The following is a 20924-nucleotide window of genomic DNA, read 5'->3' on the forward strand; positions in this document are numbered from 1 at the left end:
CCGCCAGCATCGGCTGCCCGCCGCGTCCCCACAGCCCGCGCGGCGGCAGTTGCAGCATCGGCAGCATGATGCGCGCCACCATGGCCAGCGCCTGGGGATCGCGCCCCGGCCAGAGCGACGCCAGTTCCGTCCTCAACTCGGTCGTCGTCCGGGGTCGTTCATGCAGCAGGTCGTGGGAGGCCTGGACGATAGCCTCGCGGTCCAGGCCGGCCAGAGCCCGTCCGTAAACGCTACCCTCGGTCAGGAACCGGTCGAGCCCGCGCTGGATCAGCGGCCGGATCGCCGCGAAGTCGCGCGCAACGGCGACATGCAGCGTACCGCGCAGCAACGTCCCGCGCGCCAGGCTGAGGTCCTCGAGCCCCGCGGACAGGTCTTCGGGTTGAAACGCCTTCAGCCGAGCCCACAACGCGAAGTACGGCGCCTTGGGCGACTGGGCCTGCAGGGCGACCAGGCGATCGAGCGCTTGCGGCACGGACAGCTCGGCGCGCGCCAGCAGGTACTGCCGGTCCAGCAGCGCCCTGTTGAGCGCGCGGCGGTCCAGAACCCGCGCCTCCGAAACCGCTCCCGCAACGCCCATGCGCGTCTCCGACACCCCAGCCCTGCCTAGCCTCCCGACGGCCTGCCATCAGCAGCCGACGCCATGTCACCAAGGGGCTCCGGGAAAGTGACCCTGAAAAACACGGTCTCGCGCCCCTCGATCCCGAAGTCGTTGTCGTTGCACAACAGCAGCTCGCGGTCGGACAGCAGCGTGACGCCTTCGAGATCGGCGTCGATCCACGGCCAGTCGTCGGTCGACAGCACCAGGGTCTTGGTCAGCAGGCGCTCGGCCAGGGCGACGCGATAGAGCTTCGAGGTTCGCGAAATGCGCTCCAGGACCAGAAGCTGGTCATCGCCGATCGACACCGCTTCGGAAATCTTCAGGTCCTCGGGCCCGACCGGCCCAGCCTCCAGGTCGCGCCGAAAGCTCTCGGGCGGATCGAAGGGATAGAGGTGCTCGGCGATCGTCGCGCCGGTTTCGGCGTCGAGCGTCCAGAGCCTGGCATGGCCGACCGCATCGGCGTCGCCCTCGTCCCCATCCTCGTCCTCGGGTGCGAGCGGGCTTTGCAGGATCACATGCAGTCTCCGCTCGTCCGGCGACAGCGCCAGGGCCTCGAAGCCGCGGTTCAGTCGTCGCCGCGCGGCCAGGGCCGGCAGGACGCCGATCACCGCATAGGCCGCGCCCGCCAGGGCGGTTTCCTGCCCGGCGGGAACCCAGCGCGCCAACACCACGCCGTCGGGCCCTACCTTGAGGATCGAAGGTCCGTATTCGTCGGCGACCCGGAAGCTCCCGTCGGCCAGGGCCGCGACCGCTTCGGTGTCGGCGCCGGCCAGATGATCGCCCAGGGCGGCGCCGGAGAGGTCGAAGGTCGGCTCCATGGCCGCGTCGCCGCCGGGGATCGGCAGGCCGCTGAAGGTCGCGCCGGCCGTGTCGCGCAAGGGCAGGACCTGAAGGCAGGTGACCACGTCGCCCTCGACCCGAAGCTGGGCCAACATCGGCCCGATCCTCGGGCGCGGCATGATCTTGGCGCCGTCCAGGCCGCTCAGCCCGACCAGGTGGGTCAGGCCGTAGTCATCGACCGCCGGGCCGACCTTGATGTTGGGCCCGCGATCGCCGATCGCCCACACGACGCCCGCCGGATCGCCGGCGCGCCGGGTCAGGCCCGAACCCAGGCCCAGGGTGATCCGCAATCGCCCGCGCGGCGTCTCGACCTCTTCGAGGACGTGATCGGTCCAGGTCAGGCGCGTGACGGTGATGGCGTCATGGGGAGTCGGCATGGCCGATCAGTGCGGGCCGCCGAGGCGGATGTCCACCGCGTCGGTCAGGGTGGACAGGTGTTCAGCCGCGAAAGGCCGACCGGTCGAGGGTCACCTGGGCGCGAACGCCGCGCAGGAACAGCTTGCTGCAATAGTCGAGCGCCGCCTGGAACGCGGTGGCCTCTTCGCGGGCCATCGAAACCAGCTCTTCGCCATAGCAGACTCGCCATCCGTCCTGGGTGGCCCTGATCTCGATGCTGGACATAGCTTCGCCCCTCTCGGCTCTCGGCTTCTGGCCATTAACCTTGAGGCTGTATGCCATGCGTTTCATTTTTCAATCAAGCATCGGCAAGCTTTTGAAAGGCCCTTGACGCGCCGATATTCAATAATACTCCTCTGATATTAACCCCATACGAGATTGTAAAACTTTGTAACCTCGATGGGAGCGCCCAAACAATTGCCGTAAGCCACTGAACGTCTTCCTCCGCACGGCGAAGGCAAGATCTGGCGGCGTAGTTGCGTGTGTGTGGGGGTATGAATCGAATGATCGTTCGCAGGCCGGTCTATTTCGTGGGCAGCCTCTGCCTGATCATCCTCGCCGGTTTCCTGGCGGGTCTGGTCTTTTTCCTGCTGCTGCCCAAGGGCGCGGCGGTCGCGGCCACCGGCCTGCTGATCCTCTCGGCCGCGTCCTTCGCCGGCGCGGTCCTGTGCCTGGCGCGGGCGCTTGGAGGATAGGCGCCGGCCATCGCCTTCTTGGTGCCTGGTGGGCGGTGAGGGGATCGAACCCCCGACCCTCTCGGTGTAAACGAGACGCTCTACCGCTGAGCTAACCGCCCATTGGAACGCTGCGGTGGGAGACGCATCGTTCCGCATAGAAAAGGGCGGGCCGCCTCGCGGCGCCCCGCCCCCGAAACTTGGATACTGGATTAGCCGTTCAGAGTGGTCTTCAGACCTTCACCGACCTGGAACCGGGCCGTTTTCGAGGCCGGGCGGTTCACGGTTTCGCCGGTGCGCGGGTTTCGCGCGGTGCCCGCGGCGCGCGCGACGGCCTTAAAGGTGCCGAAACCGACGAGACGCACATCCTCGCCCGACTTCAGCGAAGTGGTGACCGCGTCGATGAAAGCTTCGAGAGCGTCCTTAGCCTGGTTCTTGTTGATGCCCGCCTTTTCGGCGATCGCCGTGACGAGTTCGGCTTTTGTGGTCATGTTCTTCTCCCAGCATGAAAGCGGCGGCGCTGGCTACAGCTGACACCGCTTCGCTCCGGCAGGAGTATGCGGGCTTCGGACGGCCCGTCAAACGAAGGCGGCGCGGAAAATCTCCGCGCCGCCTAAGTTATCAACAATAAGTTACTGTCAGTGGGTCAGAACAGCGTCACTGTCGCTGTCATCAACCTTCGCAGTTGCAGCAATCGGCTCATCCTCTTCTCGCCATTCCACTGGCGTGAGCGGGCCGACAAGGGCGTGTTTCAGCACTTCGTCGACCGTCGAGACCGGGATGATCTCCAGGCCGTCCTTCACGCTCTGCGGCACGTCGACCAGATCCTTCTCGTTCTCCTGAGGGATCAGAACGGTCTTCACGCCGGAGCGCAGGGCGGCCAGCAGCTTCTCCTTGAGGCCGCCGATGGCGGTGACCCGGCCACGCAGGGTGATCTCGCCCGTCATGGCGATGTCCTTGCGGATCGGGATGCCGGTCAGCACCGAGACCATGGCCAGGCCCATGGCGACGCCGGCCGACGGGCCGTCCTTCGGGGTCGCGCCGTCCGGCACGTGGATGTGGACGTCGGTCTTCTCGAAGATCGGCGGCTTGATGCCGAAGTGCACGGCCCGCGAGCGGACGTAGGACTGGGCCGCCGAGATCGACTCCTTCATCACGTCCTTGAGGTTGCCGGTGACCGTCATGCGGCCCTTGCCCGGCATCTTCACGGCTTCGATGGTCAGGATCTCGCCACCAAACTCCGTCCAGGCCAGACCGGTGACGATGCCGACCTGGTCGACCTCGTCGGTCTCGCCGTAGCGGTACTTCTGCACGCCGGCGTACTTGGCCAGGCGCTCGTCGTCGACGGTGATCGTGGCGACCTTCTCGCGCGCCAGGTCACGGACGGTCTTGCGCGCCAGGGCGCTCAGCTCCCGCTCCAGCGACCGCACGCCGGCCTCCCGCGTGTAGTAGCGGATCAGGTCGCGGATGGCCTTTTCCGGCACCACGAACTCAGTCTCCTTCAGCCCATGGTCCTTCATCAGCTTGGGCAGGACGTGGCGCTTGGCGATCTCCAGCTTCTCATCCTCGGTGTAGCCGGGGATGCGGATGATCTCCATGCGGTCCAGCAGCGGCTGGGGCATGTTGAGGCTGTTGGCCGTGGTGACGAACATCACCTGGCTCAGGTCGTAGTCGACTTCCAGATAGTGGTCGCCGAAGGTCGAGTTTTGAGCCGGGTCCAGCACCTCGAGCAGGGCCGAGGACGGGTCGCCGCGATAGTCGCTGCCCATCTTGTCGATCTCGTCCAGCAGGACGAAGGCGTTGGTGGTCTTGGCCTTCTTCATCGTCTGGATGATCTTGCCGGGCATCGAGCCGATATAGGTGCGGCGATGACCGCGGATCTCGGCCTCGTCGCGCACGCCGCCCAGCGAGATGCGGGCGAACTCGCGCCCGGTCGCCTTGGCCAGCGAACGGCCCAGCGAGGTCTTGCCGACGCCGGGAGGACCGACGAGGCACAGGATCGGGCCCTTCAGCGAGTTGGTGCGGGCCTGGACGGCCAGGTACTCGAGGATGCGCTCCTTGACCTTCTCCAGGCCGTAGTGGTCCTCCTCGAGAACCGCTTCGGCCTCGACCAGGTCGATCTTCTTGGTCTTGGCCTTGCCCCACGGGATCGACAGCATCCAGTCCAGATAGTTCCGGACCACGGTGCTCTCGGCCGACATCGGGCTCATGTTGCGCAGCTTCTTCAGCTCGCCCTCGGCCTTGGTGCGGGCTTCCTTGGAAAGCTTGGTCTTCTTGATGCGCTTCTCGAGCTCGATCAGCTCGTCGCGCTGGTCGTCGGGGTCGCCCAGCTCGCGCTGGATCGCCTTCATCTGCTCGTTCAGGTAATATTCGCGCTGGGTCTTCTCCATCTGGCGCTTGACGCGCGAGCGGATTTTCTTCTCGACCTGCAGCACCGAGATCTCGCCCTCCATCAGGGCGAAGACCTTCTCCAGGCGCTTCACGACGTCGAAGATTTCCAGCAGGTGCTGCTTGTCGCCGATCTTCACCGACAGGTGGGCGGCGATGCTGTCGGCCAGCTTGCCCGGTTCCGCGATCTGCGGGATCGAGGCCAGGGCTTCCGGCGGCACCTTCTTGTTCAGTTTGACGTAGTTCTCGAACTGCTCGACCACGGCGCGCGACAGCGCCTCGGCCTCGGGGCCGACGCCATGGTCTTCATTCACCTCGCCGACCTGGGCCTCGTAATAGGCCTCCTGGTCGGTGAAGCGCGCGACGGCGGCGCGCCCCTTGCCCTCGACCAGCACCTTCACGGTGCCGTCGGGCAGTTTCAGCAGTTGCAGGACGGTGGCCAGCACGCCGACGTCATAGATGTCGCCCGGCGCCGGATCATCGTCGGCCGAATTCTTCTGGGTGACGAGAAGGATCTCCTTGCCGCCGCGCATCACCTCTTCAAGGGCGCGCACCGACTTGTCACGCCCCACGAAGAGCGGGACGACCATGTGCGGGAACACAACGATATCCCGCAGGGGCAACACAGGAAGCGTACGAATCTCAGACATGATGCCTTTTACTCCTGGCCGTCGCGTTGATCTCGCGTTCAGCCACGCGGACCGCCGTCCCCCAGACGATGCGCCTGAGTCGTACGACCCGTCCGCCCGGGACTGAGCGGATGTTCGTTATTTATGTGGACCTTTTGCAACACGGTTCAAGCGCACTCGCCTCCTAGCGGCGACAAGTCGCGCACGAGCGGTGACGCTGGTGCGCACGTGCCCCAGGTCGAGCTGGGCCATGCAATATTCTTGCGGTCGGCCCGGCGCGACGCGCGAGAGCTTGCCGGCGCGGTCGCCAGGATCGCCGGTCTCGTCCGGCTCGCGGCGACGATCGGACGACCTGTGTGACGAAAAAGGCGCGCCCGGCCAGGCCGGACGCGCCAGATTTTCGAAGCCGAAGCTCAGGGGGATCAGGCCGAAGCCGCCCCGCCCTTCTTCTCGGCGTAGATCAGCAGCGGCTGGGCGCGGCCTTCGACGACCTCGGCGTTGACCACCACTTCCTCGACGCCCTCGTAGTTGGGCAGCTCGAACATGGTCTCCAGCAGGATGCCTTCCATGATCGAGCGCAGGCCGCGGGCGCCGGTCTTGCGCAGGATGGCCTTCTTGGCCACGCCGTGCAGCGCGTCCTCGGTGAAGGTCAGGCCGATGTTCTCCATCTCGAACAGGCGCTGGTACTGCTTGACGAAGGCGTTCTTCGGCTCGGTCAGGATCTTCACCAGGGCGGCCTCGTCGAGGTCTTCCAGGGTGGCGATCACCGGCAGACGGCCGATGAATTCCGGGATCAGGCCGAAGCGCTGCAGGTCGTCAGGCTCGACGCCGCGCAGGATCTCGCCCGTGCGACGCTCTTCCGGATCGGCCACCTTGGCGCCGAAGCCGATCGACTTGCCCTGGCCGCGCGCCGAGATGATGCGCTCCAGGCCCGCGAAGGCCCCGCCGCAGATGAACAGGATGTTCGTGGTGTCGACCTGCAGGAACTCCTGCTGGGGATGCTTGCGCCCGCCCTGCGGCGGCACGGAGGCGACGGTGCCTTCCATGATCTTCAGCAGGGCCTGCTGCACGCCCTCGCCCGACACGTCGCGGGTGATCGACGGGTTGTCGGACTTGCGGCTGATCTTGTCGATTTCGTCGATGTAGACGATGCCGCGCTGCGCCCGTTCGACGTTGTAGTCGGCGGCCTGCAGCAGCTTGAGCACGATGTTCTCGACGTCTTCGCCCACATAACCGGCTTCGGTCAGGGTGGTGGCGTCGGCCATCGTGAACGGCACGTCGATGATTCGGGCCAGGGTCTGGGCCAGAAGCGTCTTGCCGGTGCCGGTCGGACCGACCAGCAGGATGTTGGATTTGGCCAGCTCGACGTCGTTGTTCTTCGAGGCGTGGTTCAGGCGCTTGTAGTGATTGTGCACCGCGACCGCGAGCACCTTCTTGGCGTGATTTTGCCCAATCACGTAATCGTCCAGGACTTCGCAGATCTCGCGCGGCGTGGGCACGCCATCCTTGGACTTCACGAAGGCGATCTTGTGCTCTTCACGGATGATATCCATGCAGAGTTCGACGCATTCATCGCAGATGAACACCGTCGGGCCGGCGATGAGCTTGCGCACCTCATGCTGGCTCTTTCCGCAGAAAGAACAGTAGAGGGTGCTCTTGGTGTCGCCGCTCGCGGCTTTCGTCATGGTCGCTTCTCACGCTAGGGCGGTCTGGGCCGAAGCCGAAACCACCGACTCCTTAGCGCCTATCCCGCCACCGAGGCAGCAGGATATCCGCTGGGAGTTGTCTAATCCTTGACATTCCCCGATCCGGACGCACGGCACAAGCCTTGGAGCCGTTTTACAGCCCCCAAGTTCGTGGATGGTGTGTGCGGTTTCATGGAATTCTTCCCTAAGATGGCGTTCCAGGACGTCAACGCAAGCGGGGACCGGTTCGCTCCCCGTACGGATCGGCGAACGCCCCGTGAAGAGTGCGTCGCAAACCACGATGATCTTAGGCGGCGGCGGCGGAATCGTGATGCAAGGCCGTCAAGGTTGCGGGGCGCGCTTGCGCGGAGACGAATGGCGAAACGTTCACTGATGGCCAAGGGGCTGACGGCCTCTACCCCGATGACGGGCGACATGCACGAGGGCCCGCCTCTGGTGGCTTTCGATTTCGACGGCACCCTGACGGTTCGCGACAGCTTCACGGCCTTCCTGAAATGGCGTGCCAGCCCGGCGCGCCACGCCCTGGGCATGATCCGCCTGTTCCCGGCCGCCACGGCCTATGTGTTCGACCGCAACCGCGGCAAGATCAAGGCCGCCGCCGTGCGCGAGTTTCTGCGCGGCGTCAGCCTGGAGCAGCTGGAGCGCGAGGCCCGCGCCTTCGCCCAGTCGCAGGCCCCTCGCCTGTTCCGTCCCGACGCCCTGGCCGTCTGGCGGCGCTGGCGGGCCAAGGGCGCCAAGCTGGTGATCGTCACCGCCTCGCCCGACGTGATCGTGGCCCCGTTCGCTCGCGGCCTGGGCGCCGACGTGCTGATCGGCTCGCGCCTGGCGCTCGACCTCAACGACAGGATCAACGGCGCCCTGCTCGGCCCCAACTGCCGGGGGCCCGAAAAGGTGATCCGTCTGCGCGAGCAGTTCGGCGACGATATGTCGCTGGCCGCCGCCTACGGCGACACCTCCGGCGACCACGAGATGTTGGCGATCGCCCACGAGAAGGGCTACCGGATCTTCCGGGGCAAGCCGGGCTGAGCTAGCGCGGCTTGGCAAGACTTTGGGCGTTGATCCGCGTGATGGTGTTGGAGTGCGACCGGCACATGTAGTAGCCCGGCTTGATCTTCCCGTAGGCCTTGGCCTTCGCGCCATAGACCCGACCGTCGCGCGTTCGCCAGACGATCGGCTCCGACGGACAGAGAACCTTGGCGGCCTTCAGCGTTGTAAAGGTGCGAGGCGCGGCCGCGCCCACCAGGTGTCGATAGTCGTTGGGATTGGCGCAGACGTCCGGATCGCATTCCTGAGCGACGGCCTCAGAGCCAAGAACCAGAATCCCGGCCAGTACAGCCGGCGCGATAAACCCGAACGATCGACGCATGCCGGCTCCTTGTTACGATGGAAAGGAAGCCTAGCGCGGCTTCTGGCCGCTCTCGGCGTTGATCCGCGCCACCGTCTCCGCGTGCGACCGGCACATGTAGAAGCCCGGCTTGATCTTGCCATAGCCCTTGGACTTGGCGCTGTAGACCTGCCCGCCGGTCGTCCGCCAGACGATCGGCTCCGACCGGCAATGGACCTTGGCGGCTTTCAGGGCCGAAAAAGTCCGGGGCGCGAGCGTGGTCGGCAGGTTCTGATAGGCATTGGGATTGGTGCACTGGGACGGGTCGCATTGCGCATGAGCGGCGACGCCGATCGGCGCGGCGAGCGCCAGGATCGCGCCCGAAATGGCCATCGCCGCGAGGCGGCCGAACCTGAAGATCATGACTTGCGTCCCCCTGAGCCGCACTTCGCACGCGCTCGGCCTTGAACACAAACCAAAGTTATCCGAAATGAAAAGCCGCCGACCTCTCGGCCGACGGCTTTCCAGAATCTGGAAGATCTAGAGACGCCTACGCCTTGGCGTCCGCGTCGTCGCGGCTTTCGTTGATGTGGTCGATCAGGCCCCAGGCCTTGGCTTCCTCGGCGCTCATGAAGTGGTCGCGGTCGAGGGTCTTCTCGACTTCCTCATAGGTGCGACCGGTGTGCTTGACGTAGATCTCGTTCAAGCGGCGCTTGGTCTTGATGATGTCCTCGGCGTGGCGCTCGATGTCCGAGGCCTGGCCGCGGAAGCCGCCCGACGGCTGGTGGACCATGATCCGGGCGTTCGGCAGCGCGATGCGCTGGCCCGGCGCGCCGGCTTGCAGCAGCAGGCTGCCCATCGAGGCCGCCATACCCATGCACACCGTCGAGACCGGGCTCTTGATGTATTGCATGGTGTCGTAGATCGCCAGGCCCGACGTCACCACGCCGCCCGGCGAGTTGATGTACATGGCGATTTCCTTCTTGGGGTTCTCGGACTCCAGGAAGAGCAGCTGGGCGCAGATCAGGCTGGCCATCCCGTCTTCGACGGGCCCGGTCAGGAAGATGATCCGCTCTTTCAACAGGCGGGAGAAGATGTCGAACGCCCGCTCGCCGCGGCTGGTCTGTTCGACCACCATCGGCACGAGGTTCATCGCCGTTGCTACCGGATCGTACATAGGGATCGCCCTTTTCATTGTGTCTGGGCGGCGCGAACGCGAATCAGCCCCCGCGCGCCGTCGCCATCGCATATCGCGTGGCGCTTAACAGGTTGCAAGGAGCCGGGCCGAAGCTTGGCGCATGAAAAAGGGCGCGACCCTCGCGGACCGCGCCCTCTTCGTGTCGGAGAACGGAAGCCTTAGCCGCCGTAGCCTTCCGGAAGATCGTCTTCTTCCATCAGCTCTTCCTTGGAGACTTCCTTTTCCTCGATCTTGGCCTTGCCGAAGATCAGGTCGACGACCTTGTCCTCGTAGATCGGGGCGCGCAGCGCGGCCTGCAGGTCGGCGCGCTGGCGGTACATGTCGAACACCTGCTGGGCTTGCGCGCCGTACTGGCGGGCTTCGCGCATCATGGCGTCGGCCAGTTCCTGTTCGGTCACGGCCACGTCGTTCTTGCGGCCGATTTCGGCGAGCACCAGGCCCAGGCGCACGCGGCGCTCGGCGATCTTGCGGTACTCGTCCTTCAGCTGGTCTTCGGTCTTGCCTTCGTCCTCGGGCGGCAGGCCGCCCTGGGTCTTGTCGGCCTGAACCTGTTGCCAGATGCCGTCGAACTCGGCGTCGACCATGCGCGGCGGCAGCGGGAAGTCGTGCTTGCTGTCGAGGATGTCCAGCAGGGCGCGCTTCAGCTTGAAGCGCGACGAGTTGCTGTAGCGGCCTTCCAGGTTCGACTTCAGCAGGTCCTTCAGGGCCTGCAGGTCCGACAGACCCAGGCGCTTGGCCAGTTCGTCGTCCGGCTCGGCGTCGACCGGGGCGCGCACTTCCTTGACGGTGGTGGCGAATTCGGCGGCCTTGCCGGCCAGGTTGGCGGCTTGATAGTCGTCCGGGAAGTTGACCTTCACCGTCACGACGTCTTCCGGCTTGGCGCCGACCAGTTGGGCTTCGAAGCCCGGGATGAACTGGTTCGAACCCAGCGTCAGCTCGGCGTCGTTGGCGGTGCCGCCGTCGAAGGCGACGCCGTCGATGGTGCCGACGAAGTCGATCAGCAGCTGGTCGCCGTCCTTGGCCTTCAGGGACTTGCCCTTGCGCGGCTCATAGGTGCGGGCCTGCTTGGCCAGGTCGGCCAGCGCCTCGTCGGTCTCGGCGTCCGAAACCTTGTAGACCGGCTTGGTCAGTTCGATGGACGCCGGGTCGATCGGCTCGAACTCGGGCATCACCTCGACGGCCAGTTCGAACGCCAGGTCCTCGCCGCCGGCCAGCACCTTGTCCATGTCGGACGAGGGCTTCAGGTCGGGCTGGCCCGCCGGGCGCAGCTTGTTGTCGTCCAGCACCTTCTGGGCGCCTTCGTTCAGCGTCGCCTCGATGACTTCGCCCATCAGGGCCTTGCCGTAGAGGCGGCGAACGTGCGCGGTCGGCACCTTGCCGGGGCGGAAGCCCTTGACGTTCATCTGGGGCGCGACCTCGGCGATCCGAGCCTCGAGACGCGTGGCGAGTTCACTCGCGGGCACCGTCACGCCATAAACGCGGCTGAGGCCTTCGCCCGACTTTTCAACGATCTGCATCGACATTCTTAGCTTCTCGGCTCTCTGGGCGCCCGCGCCCGTCGTCCGCCCCAGGGGTCAAAACATCAAAGCCGCCCACGTCACCGGGGCGGCGAAAGAGCGCCCTTATGTCATGCGTTTGGCGACCGTCCAAGGGCATTGGTGCGCCCTTGGGCCAAAGGCCCGACAAAGTGGTGCGCCCATCGGGCCAAAGGCCCGATAAGCTGGTGCGGATGAGAGGACTCGAACCTCCACGCCTCTCGGCGCTAGAACCTAAATCTAGTGCGTCTACCAGTTTCGCCACATCCGCGCCGTGCGCAAAGGCGGGTTAGACATGCCCGGCGGGGTTTGCAAGTCGAGAGCCGCTCACGGCGCCTTCCGTCGCCCCCGGTCCGCGCCTTCCGAAGCGCTTCGAAAGCCGTCCAGAACAGGCTCGAGGAGGCTCTCGCGAAATATTCGCCGGACACCGGAACCACCTGCCCGGCCGCCGGTTATGATCATGTCCGACGCTGTTGAAAAACGCCTCGGACCTGCACCGGCCCGGGCCATGCCCCCCGACTGACGCCCGGGCCGGTGTTTCTACCTTCCCTCACTCGGCAAAAATTGCGCGCAACCGCACGGAACCAATCCCGTCACGGACGAGTTTGGCCTTTCATCCGGGAGCGAGCGCGACCTATGGAAACCATCGAAGTCATCGAAGGCGAAAACGGCTGGACGGTGAGGCGGGGAGACCGGGTGCTGTTCACCGACACCGTCGAGGAACGCACGTTCCAGGCCGCGCTGGCGATCAGCGACGCCCTGTTCGACGAGGGCGTCCCCGCCCAGGTGATCCTGGTCCGTCTCGACAGCTAGGGCATTGAGGAACTGACGCCGCGCGCCGCCTGGAGCCGGGCCAGCACGGCCGGCGCCAGGCCTGGAAGGTCCTCGGCGATCAGACCCGGCCCATGCGCCGCGCCGGCCTCCGCATGAATCCAAGCCCCGGCGCAGGCGGCCTCGAAACTCTCCATGCCCTGGGCGATCAGGCCGGCGATGAAGCCGGCCAGCACGTCGCCTGATCCGGCCGTGGCCAGCCAGGGCGTTCCGTTCAGGCTGACGGCCGCCCGGCCGTCCGGCGCGGCGACCACGGTGTCGGGCCCTTTCAACAGCACGACCGTCCCCGCCCGCCGCGCCGCTTCCCGGGCTGCGGTGATGCGCTCGGGCGACGCCGCCAGCAGGCCCGGAAAGATCCGTTCGAACTCCCCCGGATGGGGGGTCAGCACGTCGTCGCGGTCCAGGGCCGAGAACAGGGCCTCCGGGTCCTGGGCGAAGCTGGTCAGGGCGTCGGCGTCGACCACCAGGGCCGCGCCGGTCCGCGCCAGGGCGAACAGGTGACGCATCGTCGCCTCGCCGACGCCCGCCGCCGGCCCGACGACCACGGCGTCGGCCTTTTCGGCGCGCGCCTGCAGGTCGACCTCGCTGTCGAAGGGCGCCAGCATGACGGCCTCCAGATGGGCGGCGTTGATGGCCAAGGCGTTCGGTGGCGACAGCACGGTCACCACGCCCGCCCCGATCCGCAGCCCCGCCCGCGCCGCCAACCGCGCCGCGCCGGTGCTCGAGGCCTCGCCGCTGACCACCATCAGCCGTCCGCGCGCATGCTTGTGGGCGTCGAAGGCCGGCCAGGGGAACCGCGCGACCCACAGGCTGGGCTCATTCTCGAACAGAGCGCCCTGCCCCGTCGCCGCCAGGCCGATGTCGGCCACCACCACCGCGCCGCAGGCCGCCCGGCCGTCGGCCAGGACGTGAGCGGGCTTGCGGCGATGGAAGGTCACGGTCAATTCCGCCTTCAGCGCCCAGTCGCCCAGGGGACGGCCCGTATCGCCGAGAACGCCGCTGGGCGTGTCGACCGCGACGATCCCCGCCTCGCCGGTCATCACCCGCGCCAGGCGCTCGGCCTCGCCGTCGAGCGGACGCGACAGGCCCGCCCCGAACAGGCAATCGACATAGAGCGCCGCGGAGCCCGGCTCGGACACCAGGGGGCCCGTCTCGCCCTTCCAGCGCGACGCCGCCCAGCGGGCCGCCGGACTGACGGGCGGGCAAAGCGCCTCGACCCGGACCGGCCAGCCCCGCCGGCGCAGGTGCCGCGCGACGACGTAACCGTCACCGCCATTGTCGCCCGGGCCGCACCAGACCACCGTGGACCGTCGCGGATACCGGTCGCGAATGACCTCGGCCACCGCCCGGCCGGCGCGCTCCATCAGGGTCGTGATCGGCGTGCCGCCGTCGACGGCGGCGCGATCCGCCGCGGACATCTCGGCGACGGTCATGATTTCGCGCGGCACGACGACTCCCAAGCCCAGGACCATGGCGGTCTAAAGCACCTGGGTCGAAGCTTCGCGTCCTTTCTCCACGAGGATCAAGCCGCTATCGACCAGATCGAACACCGTCACCGAAACATGGTCCGGCCGGAACGCGGCCACCTGTTCGCCGCCGGTCGCCACCGACACCGCCGCGTTCAGCGCCACGAAATGACTGAACACCGCCGCCCCGGGATGCGACGCCACGCCCTGGGCCACATCGCGGGTCCAGGCGCCATAGTCCAGGTCGCCCCGGATCTCACTCCAGCGTCCCTCGAAAGCTTGCCGCAGCCAGGCCGGACGATCGTCGGGGGCCAGGGCGGTCGGCGTGGGAATCTCGCCCACCCGCGCGTCGATCTCGAGCGCCACGCCCAGCGCGTCGGCCAGCGGCTGGGCCGTTTCGCGGCAGCGCCGCAGCGGCGAACTGACGACCCGGGTCGGCCGCTCGGGAGCCGGCAAGGCCAGCAGGGCCTCGGCCACCGCCCTCGCCTGCTCGGCGCCCACGGCGTCCAGGCCTGGATCCAGGTCCGCGTCGCCCCAGGTCGAGGCCGGTCGGCCGTGGCGGATCATATGGATGCGGCTCATCGAACGTGTCCCGGCTCGAAAGATATTCCCGCCCGCGCGCCGGCGCCGGGTTTTGCCGTGACGCTTCGAGCGCGGTCATGGGCGCCGCTCGCCATGGGGAAGCCGGGATGCGCAAGAACCAACCCTGACCTGACCACCTTCGCAAACGGGTCATTCGCCACAATCTTCAGCAGTTTTCGAATCGACGGCGTATTTTTCGCCATTCGACCGGACGGCCCCCGATGCGATCCGATCCACGGCGGCGCGGCTTCTGGCATGTTCACCCCTGTCGAAACGATCGTTTCCGCGATCCTAGGCGCCCAATCGCCCCCCGCAAGGCGGTTTGGCCGACCAAACGCGCACTGATGATGTTTCGGGCGTTGTGTGATCAATTTATAAGCAACAAACAAAACGCGACGCATGTGGCGTGATAAACGGCGCCGGCGCGCTTGTGGGCCGGCGGGTCGGCGTGCTCCGTGCCGCTCTGTCAGCGGCGCCCGCGCCGTTTGGGCGTGAAAGAAGTCTGATGAAAAAGATCGAAGCCATCATCAAGCCGTTCAAGCTCGATGAGGTCAAAGAGGCGCTCCAGGAAATGGGCGTGCAGGGCATGACTGTGCTGGAAGCCAAGGGCTACGGCCGCCAGAAGGGTCATACCGAACTCTATCGCGGCGCCGAATATGTCGTCGACTTTCTCCCCAAGATCAAAGTCGAAGTCGTTGTCGAAGACAGTCAGCTCGAGCCCGCCCTCGAAGCCATCACCGCCGCCGCCCGCACGGGCCGCATCGGCGACGGCAAGATTTTCGTGTCGGAGATCACGGAAGTCGTCCGCATCCGCACCGGAGAAACCGGCCCCGCCGCCGTCTAGGCCCGGGCTGTAACCGCTTAACGCTCAAAGGGGATAACTATGAGCACCGCCAAGCAAATCCTGGACCTGATCAAGGAAAAGGACGTGAAGTACGTCGACGTTCGTTTCACGGACGTTCGCGGCAAGCTGCAGCACGTCACCTTCGACATCGACCTGGTCGACGACGACTTCCTCAATGACGGCACCATGTTCGACGGCTCGTCGATCTCGGGCTGGAAGGCCATCAACGAGTCGGACATGAAGCTGCGTCCGGACCTGTCGACCGCCATCATCGACCCGTTCTACCAGCAGACCACCCTGGCGCTGTTCTGCGACGTGGTGAACCCCGACACCGGCACCCCCTACAACCGCGACCCGCGCTCGATCGCCAAGGCCGCCCTGAACTATGTCAAGGCCTCGGGCGTCGGCGACACCGTGTTCTTCGGTCCGGAAGCCGAGTTCTTCATCTTCGACGACGTGCGCTGGAGCACGGCCTCGAACAACACCGGCTACTCGTTCGACTCCGTCGAGCTGCCGGGCAACTCGGCCAAGGAATATCCCGAGGGCAACATGGGCCACCGCCCGGGCCCCAAGGGCGGCTACTTCCCGGTCAATCCGGTCGATAGCGCCCAGGACCTGCGCGGCGAAATGCTGGCCGTCATGGGCGAGCTGGGCATGAAGCCGGAAAAGCACCACCACGAAGTGGCGCCCGCCCAGCACGAACTCGGCCTGAAGTTCGACACCATGGTCGTGATGGCCGACCGGATGCAGCTCTACAAGTACGTGATCCACAACGTGGCCCACGCCTACGGCAAGACCGCCACCTTCATGGCCAAGCCGATGTTCGGCGACAACGGCTCGGGCATGCACGTGCACCAGTCGATCTGGCAGGACGGCAAGCCGCTGTTCGCCGGTGACAAGTACGCCGGCCTGTCGGACATGTGCCTGTGGTACATCGGCGGCATCATCAAGCACGCCAAGGCGATCAACGCGTTCTCGAACTCGACGACGAACTCGTACAAGCGCCTGGTGCCGGGCTACGAAGCTCCGGTGAAGCTGGCCTATTCGTCGCGCAACCGCTCGGCCTCGATCCGCATCCCGCACGTCGACTCGCCGAAGGCCAAGCGCATCGAAGCCCGTTTCCCCGACCCGATGGGCAACCCGTACCTGACCTTCGTGGCCCTGCTGATGGCCGGCCTGGACGGCATCGCCAACAAGATCGATCCGGGTGCGGCCGCCGACAAGAACCTGTACGACCTGCCGCCCCGCGAGCAGAAGAAGATCCCGGAAGTCTGCGGTTCGCTCCGCGAGGCCCTGGAAAACCTCGACAAGGACCGCGCCTTCCTGAAGGCCGGCGGCGTCATGGATGACGACTTCATCGACAGCTACATCGAGCTGAAGATGGAAGAGGTCATGCGCCTGACCCTGCACCCGCACCCGGTCGAATTCGACATGTATTACAAGTGCTAGGTCTTACGGCCTAGGACGAAGGACGAGGCCCGCGGAGCGATCCGCGGGCCTTTTTTCGTTAGGCCTTGCCCAGACCGACACCGCCCACCGGTACGGTCTCGAAGCGGTGGCCGAAGCCGGCGATGATCGGGCGGGCCTTGGCGATGGCGGCCTGGACGGACGGCAGCTTCAGCGAACCGGCGTGACTGTCCTGGTCGGTCCAGACCTCGGTGATCCACAGCGCGTCGGCGTCGGTCGCGTCCTTGGCGACGATGTAGCTGAGACACCCCGGCATGGCCTCGGTCCCCGCGCTCAGGATGGCGATCAGCTCATCGCGTTTACCGGGCGCGGCCTTCATCTGGCCGATCAGTCCGTACATGGGCTTTCCCTCCGCTTGGGCCGGCGAGGCGCCGCTCGCCGCGACGACCGCAAGGCCGCCCGCCAGGATCGCCCGCCGCGTGCCATCCGATGCCGGCATCAGGTCTTGCATTCCCCCTGGGTCGCGACGCTGACGCCGGCTGCGGCGGCGTTGCAGGCGCTGGCGTAGGTCTTGCCGTCGCAGCCGCAGACCGGGGCGTAGATCATCGTGCAGATCTGCGGCGGCTTGCGGCAGACGCCGGCCGCGTCGGCCACCGTGTGGCACTGGCCGGCGGTCATCTGGCAGCTCAGCCCTTCGGCGCACTGGAAGCCCGCGAAGCCGCCACACATGCCGCCCTCGGCGACCGGCGCGCGGTGCGAGGTTTGGGGCGGCGAAGACGGCCCCGAAGGCGCGGCGGCGGTGCAGCCGAGCAGGGTCAACGCGGCCAGGAGGACCGTGAGGGGACGCCAGATCATCGAAGGTCTCCGCGCGTTTGGGTTGGTCTTGAGGGGGTCATCCTGGCATGTCCCGGCCCGCACCGGCAAATCGCCCGGCGGCCGAGCTTTCCACCCCTTTTCTTCACGCCCCGGGCGGCCCATACGGGGCGCTCCCGCCGAATCGACGCATGTTCCCGTAATGTCCTCCAAAGACGATCCCAACGCTTCCTTCTCGCTGTTTGGCGACGACGCCCTGGCTCCCGTGCCCGCGTCGCCCGTGCCGGCCCGCGAACCACATCGCGAACCCGCCCCGCGTCCCGCCGCCCCGCCGCCCCCGGGCGCGACCAGCGCCAAACCCGCGCCGGAACCCTCGTCCGCGCCCTCGTCCGGCGGCTACACCGCCAGCGACATCGAGGTGCTGGAAGGCCTGGAGCCCGTGCGCAAGCGGCCGGGCATGTACATCGGCGGCACCGACGAGCGGGCCCTGCACCACCTGTTCGCCGAAGTGCTGGACAACTCGATGGACGAGGCCGTGGCCGGCTTCGCCAAGACCATCGAGGTCAAGCTCGACGCCGACGGCTACCTGTCGGTCAAGGACGACGGCCGCGGCATGCCCGTGGACCCCCACCCCAAGCATCCGGGCAAGTCGGCGCTGGAAGTGATCATGACCGTCCTGCACGCGGGCGGTAAGTTCAGCGGCAAGGCCTACGAGACCTCCGGCGGCCTGCACGGCGTGGGCGCCTCGGTGGTCAACGCCCTGTCCGAACGGGTCGAGGTCACCGTCTGGCGCGACGGCTTCGAGCACCTGCAGGTGTTCTCGCGCGGCAAGCCGCTGGGTCCGGTCGAGAAGGTCGGCCCCAGCAAGAAGCGCGGCACCCAGGTGCGCTTCATCCCCGACGAACAGATCTTCGGCGAGGGCGTGGCCTTCAAGCCGGCGCGCCTGTACCGCATGGCCCGCTCCAAGGCCTACCTGTTCCGCGGCGTGCAGATCAAATGGTCCTGCGACCCGTCGCGGATCCAGGACCAGACCCCGGCCGAAGCCGTCTTCCACTTCCCCAACGGCCTGGCCGACTTCCTGGCCGAGCGCACCAAGGGCCTGGAACTGGTCACCCCCGAGAGCTTCTCGGGCCGCATCGAGCGCCAGGGCGAGGCCGGCGCCGTCGAATGGGCCATCGCCTGGACGCCGCGCGGCTTCGGCGAGCACGACGGCTTCATGCAGTCCTACTGCAACACCGTGCCTACCCCCGAAGGCGGCACCCACGAGAGCGGCCTGCGCGCCGCCCTGACCCGCGGCCTCAAGGCCTATGCCGAGCTGAAGAACGAGAAGCGCGCGGCGATCATCACCGCCGACGACGTCATCGCCCAGGCCGGCGCCCTGATCTCGGTGTTCATCAAGAACCCGGAATTCCAGGGCCAGACCAAGGAAAAACTGTCGTCGTCCGAGGCCCAGCGCTTCGTCGAGAACGCCCTGCGCGACCCGTTCGACCACTGGCTGACCGGCAGCCCCAAGGCCGCCCAGGCCCTGCTGGAATTCGTCATCGACCGCGCCGAGGAGCGGCTCAAACGCCGCAAGGACAAGGAAGTCCAGCGCGCCTCGGCGACTCGCAAGCTGCGCCTGCCCGGCAAGCTGGCCGACTGCGCGGCCGGGGCGGTGGACGGGGCCGAGCTGTTCATCGTCGAAGGCGACAGCGCCGGCGGCTCGGCCAAGCAGGCCCGCAACCGCAAGAACCAGGCGATCCTGCCCCTGCGCGGCAAGATCCTCAACGTCGCCTCGGCGACCGGCGAGAAGTTCAGCGCCAACAAGGAATTGTCGGACCTGATGCTGGCCCTGGGCGCCCAGAGCGGCAGCCGGTATCGGGAAGAGGATCTGCGCTACGAGCGGATCATCATCATGACCGACGCCGACGTCGACGGCGCCCACATCGCTAGCCTGCTGATCACCTTCTTCTACCGGACCATGCCCGAGCTGATCCGCGGCGGGCACCTGTTCCTGGCCTTGCCGCCGCTCTACCGCCTCAGCCATGGCGGCAAGAGCGCCTATGCCCGCGACGACGAGCACAAGGACGAGCTGCTGGCCACGATGTTCAAGGGCAAGAAGCCCGAGATCGGCCGCTTCAAGGGCCTGGGCGAGATGATGGCCTCCCAGCTCAAGGAGACCACCATGGACCCGGCGGTGCGCACCCTGGCCAAGATCACCCTGCCGCGCTCCGAAGAGGCGGTCGAGGCCCTGGTCGAGACCCTGATGGGCCGCAAGCCCGAACTGCGCTTCCGCTTCATCCAGGAAAACGCCGAGTTCGCGGCCGACGACCTGGACGTCTAGGCGAGCGACAGGGTCGATCCACGCCCGGACTCCGACTCGCGCTGGATCCCCGGTGTGACCGCCCGAGCGGCGCGTGCTCATGCCTCGGCTGGAGCGCCATGACCCGGCCAGGCGGCCTTTTCGCCCCCGGCGCGACGGACCTATTGAAGAATCTGACATTTCACATTCGCGCCGCTCAACAGCGGCTAAGCCTCGAAATGAATTCGACTTTCTCGGCTTGGATTCTCGCTTTCGCTGCATTTTTGACCGATTTGTCGACCGATTTCGCTTTTCCCGGGTGATTTTTGGGCAGATGCAAGGGTGAGCTTGTGAAATCCGGACCCGATCCGCCGTGGATCCCGCCCGGAGCCAAAGCCGAGCGGCGCCCCGAGACGTCGCCAAAGTCAGGGAAGTGACCCATGAAGATCCTCGTCGCCTCGACCGCCGCCCTCCTGCTCCTGGCCGGCGCCACGCTCGCCAGCGCCGCCCCTTCGGAAACCGTCAGCATCGCCGTCTCCAAGGCCAAGCTGGACCTCAACAATCCGCGCGACGCCCACCGGATGATGAAGCGCATCGACGCCGCCGCCCTGGAAGTCTGCGGCGCCTATCCCCAGAGCGCCCTGGGCGTGAAGCGCGCCATCGCCGGCTCGCCCTGCCACCGCGACGCCGTCGCCGGCGCCATGGCCCAACTGCAGTCGTCGCGGGCCTCGCTCGACGTCGCGCCCAGCGCCCGCTAGTCGGCGCGCGTCGCCCGGCCGCAAGGCCGGGCGACCGCACGGCGTTGACAGATAGAATTACACTTGTAATCTCCGTTTCGAATTACATCCGTAATCCGAAGGAGCAAGTGATGCGCATCAACCGCCCGATCCTCGTGGCCGCCGGCCTGGCGACCCTCCTCCCCCTCGCCATCGCCTTTCCCGCCCTGGCGGCGGAACCGGCCGGGCGCCTGAGCCTGGCCGGCGTCTTCGCCCACGCCGCCCTGCCCGTGCAGGCGATCGCCGTGCTGCTGCTGGCCGCCATCGTCGCCGCCCCGCTGCTGCGCGACCGCGCCCGCCGCCTGGTGACCGCCTTCATCGCCGGCGGACCCTTGCTGGCGCTTGCAGCCGCCGCCTTCACCGGCCTGGCCGGCGCCATCGGCTACGCCAACAGCACCGTTCCTCCCTCCCCTACAGTGATGGCCCCCGCCTGGGCCGAGATCCTGTTGCTGACCGTGCTGGGCCTGCTGGCCGCGTTCTCGGCCGTTCTGTCCCTCGGCCTGGCCAAGTCGGAGCGGACCGAGGCCTGATGCACAGTCGGGGACATGCCCATGGGCATGTCCCCAGCCGTGGGCGCGGCCTCGCGGCCTCACGCGGAAACCCGCTGAGCTCTCGGAAAGGGTCGCGGAGCGCCGG

At 66.9% G+C, this 20924-nt stretch carries 22 protein-coding genes and 2 tRNA genes; 8 read left to right on the plus strand and 16 right to left on the minus strand.

Translation table 11 applies throughout. From position 1 onward, the window contains the following. From PMI01_RS25310 to PMI01_RS25320, 3 genes are all read right to left on the minus strand, one after another. Window positions 1–577: DNA glycosylase AlkZ-like family protein (locus PMI01_RS25310; protein WP_007676460.1), on the minus strand; the 577-nt coding region annotated here is incomplete at its 3' end. Window positions 578–603: 26 nt separating this feature from the next. Then, window positions 604–1815, minus strand: a complete 1212-nt coding sequence (locus tag PMI01_RS25315; RefSeq protein ID WP_007676462.1) for an esterase-like activity of phytase family protein — start codon at window positions 1813–1815, stop codon at window positions 604–606. Window positions 1816–1876: 61 nt separating this feature from the next. Further along, window positions 1877–2059 carry a hypothetical protein gene (locus PMI01_RS25320; RefSeq protein WP_007676463.1) on the minus strand — a complete coding sequence of 61 codons (183 nt, stop codon included), beginning with the start codon at window positions 2057–2059 and terminating at the stop codon, window positions 1877–1879. Between the two features lie 278 nt (window positions 2060–2337). Here PMI01_RS25320 and PMI01_RS25325 point away from each other — a divergent pair, with 278 nt between their 5' ends. Beyond that, window positions 2338–2529 carry a hypothetical protein gene (locus PMI01_RS25325; RefSeq protein ID WP_007676464.1) on the plus strand — a complete coding sequence of 64 codons (192 nt, stop codon included), beginning with the start codon at window positions 2338–2340 and terminating at the stop codon, window positions 2527–2529. A gap of 26 nt (window positions 2530–2555) precedes the next feature. On the opposite strand, the gene PMI01_RS25330 is transcribed toward PMI01_RS25325, so the two are convergent. From PMI01_RS25330 to clpX, 4 genes are all read right to left on the minus strand, one after another. Further along, window positions 2556–2630, minus strand: a tRNA-Val gene (locus PMI01_RS25330). Between the two features lie 90 nt (window positions 2631–2720). Beyond that, complete coding sequence (locus PMI01_RS25335; RefSeq protein ID WP_007676465.1) at window positions 2721–2999, minus strand: HU family DNA-binding protein; 279 nt, start codon at window positions 2997–2999, stop codon at window positions 2721–2723. A 147-nt stretch (window positions 3000–3146) separates the two neighbouring features. Further along, window positions 3147–5546: an endopeptidase La gene (lon, locus tag PMI01_RS25340; protein ID WP_007676466.1), complete on the minus strand. Its 2400-nt coding sequence runs from the start codon at window positions 5544–5546 to the stop codon at window positions 3147–3149. Window positions 5547–5947: 401 nt separating this feature from the next. After that, on the minus strand, window positions 5948–7210 hold the full coding sequence (gene clpX / locus PMI01_RS25345) for an ATP-dependent Clp protease ATP-binding subunit ClpX (RefSeq protein ID WP_007676468.1): 1263 nt from the start codon (window positions 7208–7210) through the stop codon (window positions 5948–5950). Between the two features lie 375 nt (window positions 7211–7585). Here clpX and PMI01_RS25350 point away from each other — a divergent pair, with 375 nt between their 5' ends. Continuing rightward, entirely contained in the window at window positions 7586–8257 is a 672-nt protein-coding gene (locus PMI01_RS25350) for an HAD-IB family hydrolase (protein WP_007676469.1), read from the plus strand. Between the two features lies 1 nt (window position 8258). On the opposite strand, the gene PMI01_RS25355 is transcribed toward PMI01_RS25350, so the two are convergent. The 5 genes from PMI01_RS25355 to PMI01_RS25375 form a co-directional block, all read right to left on the minus strand. Next, on the minus strand, window positions 8259–8597 hold the full coding sequence (locus PMI01_RS25355; protein ID WP_007676471.1) for a hypothetical protein: 339 nt from the start codon (window positions 8595–8597) through the stop codon (window positions 8259–8261). Window positions 8598–8627: 30 nt separating this feature from the next. Then, entirely contained in the window at window positions 8628–8978 is a 351-nt protein-coding gene (locus tag PMI01_RS25360; protein ID WP_007676473.1) for a hypothetical protein, read from the minus strand. Between the two features lie 127 nt (window positions 8979–9105). After that, complete coding sequence (locus PMI01_RS25365) at window positions 9106–9732, minus strand: ATP-dependent Clp protease proteolytic subunit (protein ID WP_007676476.1); 627 nt, start codon at window positions 9730–9732, stop codon at window positions 9106–9108. Window positions 9733–9911: 179 nt separating this feature from the next. Beyond that, window positions 9912–11270 (minus strand): trigger factor, encoded by a 1359-nt coding sequence (tig, locus tag PMI01_RS25370; RefSeq protein ID WP_304412075.1) that lies wholly within the window; start codon window positions 11268–11270, stop codon window positions 9912–9914. Between the two features lie 204 nt (window positions 11271–11474). After that, window positions 11475–11559, minus strand: a tRNA-Leu gene (locus PMI01_RS25375). A gap of 365 nt (window positions 11560–11924) precedes the next feature. Here PMI01_RS25375 and PMI01_RS27340 point away from each other — a divergent pair. Next, a complete protein-coding gene (locus PMI01_RS27340; protein WP_007676480.1) occupies window positions 11925–12101 on the plus strand; it encodes a hypothetical protein in 177 nt (58 codons plus the stop codon). Here PMI01_RS27340 and PMI01_RS25380 read toward each other — a convergent pair. Continuing rightward, entirely contained in the window at window positions 12098–13567 is a 1470-nt protein-coding gene (locus PMI01_RS25380) for a bifunctional ADP-dependent NAD(P)H-hydrate dehydratase/NAD(P)H-hydrate epimerase (protein WP_035038481.1), read from the minus strand. The genes PMI01_RS27340 and PMI01_RS25380 overlap by 4 nt on opposite strands. A gap of 30 nt (window positions 13568–13597) precedes the next feature. Then, entirely contained in the window at window positions 13598–14167 is a 570-nt protein-coding gene (locus PMI01_RS25385; RefSeq protein WP_007676486.1) for a histidine phosphatase family protein, read from the minus strand. 505 nt (window positions 14168–14672) lie between these two features. On the opposite strand from PMI01_RS25385, the gene PMI01_RS25390 reads away from it, so the two are divergent. Together PMI01_RS25390 and glnA are read left to right on the plus strand one after the other, a co-directional pair. Next, a complete protein-coding gene (locus PMI01_RS25390) occupies window positions 14673–15011 on the plus strand; it encodes a P-II family nitrogen regulator (RefSeq protein WP_007676488.1) in 339 nt (112 codons plus the stop codon). 39 nt (window positions 15012–15050) lie between these two features. After that, a complete protein-coding gene (gene glnA, locus PMI01_RS25395; RefSeq protein WP_007676492.1) occupies window positions 15051–16460 on the plus strand; it encodes a type I glutamate--ammonia ligase in 1410 nt (469 codons plus the stop codon). Window positions 16461–16518: 58 nt separating this feature from the next. Here the strand turns inward: glnA and PMI01_RS25400 are convergent, their stop codons facing one another. Both PMI01_RS25400 and PMI01_RS25405 read right to left on the minus strand, forming a co-directional pair. Next, window positions 16519–16917, minus strand: coding sequence for a putative quinol monooxygenase (locus PMI01_RS25400; protein ID WP_035038478.1), 399 nt, complete (start codon window positions 16915–16917; stop codon window positions 16519–16521). Then, entirely contained in the window at window positions 16917–17273 is a 357-nt protein-coding gene (locus PMI01_RS25405) for a Kazal-type serine protease inhibitor domain-containing protein (protein WP_007676498.1), read from the minus strand. Before PMI01_RS25405 ends, PMI01_RS25400 begins: the two co-directional genes overlap by 1 nt. Window positions 17274–17433: 160 nt before the next feature. Between PMI01_RS25405 and parE the strand changes: the two genes are divergently transcribed. From parE to PMI01_RS25420, 3 genes are all read left to right on the plus strand, one after another. After that, window positions 17434–19554: a DNA topoisomerase IV subunit B gene (parE, locus tag PMI01_RS25410; RefSeq protein WP_007676501.1), complete on the plus strand. Its 2121-nt coding sequence runs from the start codon at window positions 17434–17436 to the stop codon at window positions 19552–19554. A 398-nt stretch (window positions 19555–19952) separates the two neighbouring features. Further along, window positions 19953–20270, plus strand: coding sequence for a UrcA family protein (locus tag PMI01_RS25415; protein ID WP_007676502.1), 318 nt, complete (start codon window positions 19953–19955; stop codon window positions 20268–20270). 110 nt (window positions 20271–20380) lie between these two features. Beyond that, on the plus strand, window positions 20381–20818 hold the full coding sequence (locus PMI01_RS25420; protein ID WP_007676503.1) for a hypothetical protein: 438 nt from the start codon (window positions 20381–20383) through the stop codon (window positions 20816–20818). Window positions 20819–20924 lie beyond the last annotated feature (106 nt).

The sequence above is a fragment of the Caulobacter sp. AP07 genome (genome assembly GCF_000281955.1).
Lineage (GTDB): Bacteria > Pseudomonadota > Alphaproteobacteria > Caulobacterales > Caulobacteraceae > Caulobacter.